Origin of the sequence: Stenotrophomonas sp. 2YAF22 (assembly GCF_052114665.1) — a bacterium.
GTDB lineage: Bacteria > Pseudomonadota > Gammaproteobacteria > Xanthomonadales > Xanthomonadaceae > Stenotrophomonas > Stenotrophomonas indicatrix.
In genome coordinates this window covers 1-2,970 of the sequence record NZ_JBFRFE010000557.1, presented here as the reverse complement: position 1 = coordinate 2,970, position 2,970 = coordinate 1, and the positions used below count along the sequence as shown (strand labels likewise).

General features: G+C 65.9%; 5 protein-coding genes. 1 reads left to right on the top strand and 4 read right to left on the bottom strand.

The genetic code is table 11. The features are described 5' to 3' along the window. The 3 genes from AB4Y84_RS18095 to AB4Y84_RS18085 all read right to left on the bottom strand — a co-directional run. A partial coding sequence (locus AB4Y84_RS18095; RefSeq protein WP_442250594.1) for an MnmA/TRMU family protein occupies positions 1 to 530 on the bottom strand: 530 nt, incomplete at its 3' end. Continuing rightward, positions 527 to 988 (bottom strand): NUDIX hydrolase, encoded by a 462-nt coding sequence (locus tag AB4Y84_RS18090; RefSeq protein ID WP_312786024.1) that lies wholly within the window; start codon positions 986 to 988, stop codon positions 527 to 529. The genes AB4Y84_RS18090 and AB4Y84_RS18095, both read right to left, overlap by 4 nt. Before the next feature lies 1 nt (position 989). Then, positions 990 to 1,478, bottom strand: coding sequence for a hypothetical protein (locus AB4Y84_RS18085; RefSeq protein WP_025879126.1), 489 nt, complete (start codon positions 1,476 to 1,478; stop codon positions 990 to 992). Positions 1,479 to 1,591: 113 nt separating this feature from the next. Here AB4Y84_RS18085 and clpS point away from each other — a divergent pair, with 113 nt between their 5' ends. Then, positions 1,592 to 1,918: an ATP-dependent Clp protease adapter ClpS gene (gene clpS, locus AB4Y84_RS18080; protein ID WP_025879127.1), complete on the top strand. Its 327-nt coding sequence runs from the start codon at positions 1,592 to 1,594 to the stop codon at positions 1,916 to 1,918. 46 nt (positions 1,919 to 1,964) lie between these two features. Here clpS and AB4Y84_RS18075 read toward each other — a convergent pair whose 3' ends face one another. Next, positions 1,965 to 2,777 (bottom strand): APH(6) family putative aminoglycoside O-phosphotransferase, encoded by an 813-nt coding sequence (locus AB4Y84_RS18075; RefSeq protein ID WP_442243512.1) that lies wholly within the window; start codon positions 2,775 to 2,777, stop codon positions 1,965 to 1,967. Positions 2,778 to 2,970: the final 193 nt, after the last annotated feature.

Sequence of the window (2,970 nt, the reverse complement as noted above, 5' to 3'; positions counted from 1 at the left end):
ATCCGGCGCAGGTCGCTCTTTTCAAGGTCACCAATCGGGAACAGGGTGGCCGCCAGCTGCTCCTGCCCCAGCTGGTGCAGGAAGTAGCTCTGGTCCTTGGAACGGTCGGCGCCACGCAGCAGCAGCCACTGATGGCCGCGCTGGGCAATGCGCGCGTAATGGCCGGTGGCGATCCGCTCGGCGCCCAGTTCGCGGGCCGCATCAAGGAAGTGCTTGAACTTCACTTCGCGGTTGCACAGCACGTCCGGGTTGGGCGTGCGGCCGGCGGCGTATTCGGCCAGGAAGTGCTCGAACACGCCCTGCCAGTATTCGTTGGAGAAATCGCGGAAATGGAACGGAATGCCCAGCAGTCCGCAGACCGCTACCGCGTCGCGGCGGTCGTCCTCGGCGCGGCAGTCACCGCTGCCGTCGTCGGCCCAGTTCTGCATGAACAGACCGGCCACGGCCTCGCCCTGCTGCACCAGGCGCCAGGCAGCCACGGAAGAATCCACGCCGCCAGACACGCCAACCATCACCCGAGGGCTGCTCATGCGACCTCCCGGACCAGTGCAAGCGGATAGCGCTGGCCGGCCAGGTAGTCGGCCAACACCTGCCAGACCAGCGGGCTGCGCTGGCGTCCGGCGGCGGCCTGCAGTTCRGCCGGGGTCATCCACAGCGCCCGATCGATGCCGGCATCCAGCGGCCGCGCCGGGTCGTGCGAGACCGGGCGCGCGGCATAACAGAAGCGCAGGAACGGGGTGCCGTCACCGGCGGTCCACTGGTAGCAGCCGATGAAGGCGGTCAGTTCCACCGTCCAGCCGGTTTCCTCGACGGTCTCGCGCAGGGCGGCCTCGGCCAGGCTTTCACCCGGCTCCAGATGCCCGGCCGGCTGGTTCAGCACCTGCCGGCCCTCGATGGTTTCTTCCACCAGCAGCATCCTGCCGCCGTCGACCACCACGGTGGCGACGGTTGCATGCGGTGCCCAGCGCGGGTCCGGCGAGGTGTTCAACTCAGAGATCGTCCTTCTTGGTCAGCTCCAGCTCCATCGCGTCGGCGGTGCGGATGGCCGCATCGATGGCGTCGCTGAGCTGGTCGGAGGTGGCGTCGGCATCGATCTTCACCACGAACATCGCGGTCGACTCCTGCTTCACCCAGCCGCCCATTTTGGCGTCCTGCGAATCTTCCAGCAGGCGGTTGGCCACGGCCACCGGGAACTGCTTGGTCTGCGAGGTGTAGCCCGGCGACCAGATCTCGCGGATGTTGTGGGTACCGAAGTCTTCCACCGACGAGCGCACATAGACGATCTGGGTGCGATCGCCTTCGACATCGAACACCATCTGGTAATCGCCGTCTTCATCGACCTCGTAGGTGTAACCCAGCTTTTCCAGGTGACGGGCAACGGCCTTGTCGGCCTTCGTGCTGTCAGTGGTGGTCGCAGCGCCAGCGGTGCCCGCGGCAGCCAGGGCGATCAGCAGGGCGGAGAGAAGGGTCCTTTTCATGAAGATCCTGTGAAACCAAGTGTGTGGGAAGGTGCAATTGTGACGGCGGGCGCCCGTGCCGTCCATTCCACGCGGGGCCTACGCAAGGCCGTCGCACCCCTTATAATCGGCAGATGCCTCGCGAGTCCGCCCCCGATTCCCACCACGAGCACGGCGTTGCCGTGGAGCCCGCGCGCCCGGAAGTGGCGCCGCCGCCCTTCTATCAGGTCATGCTGCTCAATGACGACTACTCCCCGATGGATTTCGTCGTGGACGTCCTGCAGCAGTTCTTCAACATGGATCTGGACAAGGCCACCCAGGTGATGCTGCACGTCCACACCCGTGGCCGTGGCGTCTGCGGTGTGTTCACCCGCGAAGTGGCCGAAACCAAGGTGGCCCAGGTCAACGAGTACGCGCGGATGAACCAGCACCCGCTGCTGTGCACGATGGAGAAGGCCTGATCCTGGCACGGCGTGCCCATCAGGGTGGGCACCTGCCAGGTTCGAGTCACGCCTCCGCCAGCGCCTGCAGGGCCATCACGGCCACCGCCTCATCGATGTCGGCCGGGTCACCATCATCCCTGAACCACACCGCTGACAGGCCGGCACTGGCCGCGATCCAGCGCAGCAGCCGCGTGCGCTCGAGATCGGCCAGCCGGCAGACCTGTTCCACCCGGGCATGGAAGCGCTCGGGCCGTGTTGCCACATGGATGCCCGGCCCGCACAGGTCCGGGTTGCTGAACATCGTGGTGTAGTCGAACGCGCGGTCGCCCAGCAACCGCTTCGGGTCGATCGCCAGCCAGCCCCGCGCGCCGAAATCCAGCACGTTGTCGTGGTGCAGGTCGCCATGCAGGGGCCGCATCTCCTGCTCGTCCTCCAGCAGTGCCATCGCCAGCGATCTGCACTGTTCCAGCAATGGCGGCAGCGGTGCCCTTGGTTGCAGCAGATCGGCGAACCATCTACGCAGGCAGACCAGATCTTCTGGTGGCGCGCTCCGTGGCCGGTGCAGTTGCTGCAGGACCTGGCACAGGATCATGGTGCAGGCGTCGTCCTCGCCCCCGATCGAGCGTTGCCGCAGCGAATCGCCGCGCGCCCGTTCGATCAGGATCGCCGGCCCCTCGTGGGCCAGCAGGCGTGCGGCACCGTTGCCGTTCCACCAGCGCAGCAGGCGATGGCCGTTCTGTTCCTCTGTCTCCGTGCTCACCTTCAACATGGCCGCCTCGCCAGAGGCGGTCAGCACCGGCCAGAGCCGGGCATGGGGGGTGCGGATCGAAGGACCATCACGTCGCAATCGCCAGCGGCTCAGGTAGGGTTCGCTCATGTGGGTGGGCTGTCCTGGAGTGAACGATGATCAAGCGTTTGGTAGTGCTAACGCCATCTGAACGTCGCAATCCGCTAGGGTGATGGAAATCGTGTAGTCAGGCCGCATATTGTCTCCAACTGCCGCCGGAGTAATCCATGTTCAGCAAAGACCTCGAACACACCATCGGCCAGTGCTACAAGCGCGCCCGTGA

Excerpts from the sequence above, each read along its gene's own strand:
- clpS (WP_025879127.1), top strand. The coding sequence starts at position 1,592 with ATGCCTCGCGAGTCCGCCCCCGATTCCCACCACGAGCACGGCGTTGCC.
- AB4Y84_RS18075 (WP_442243512.1), bottom strand. The coding sequence starts at position 2,777 with ATGAGCGAACCCTACCTGAGCCGCTGGCGATTGCGACGTGATGGTCCT.
- AB4Y84_RS18085 (WP_025879126.1), bottom strand. The coding sequence starts at position 1,478 with ATGAAAAGGACCCTTCTCTCCGCCCTGCTGATCGCCCTGGCTGCCGCG.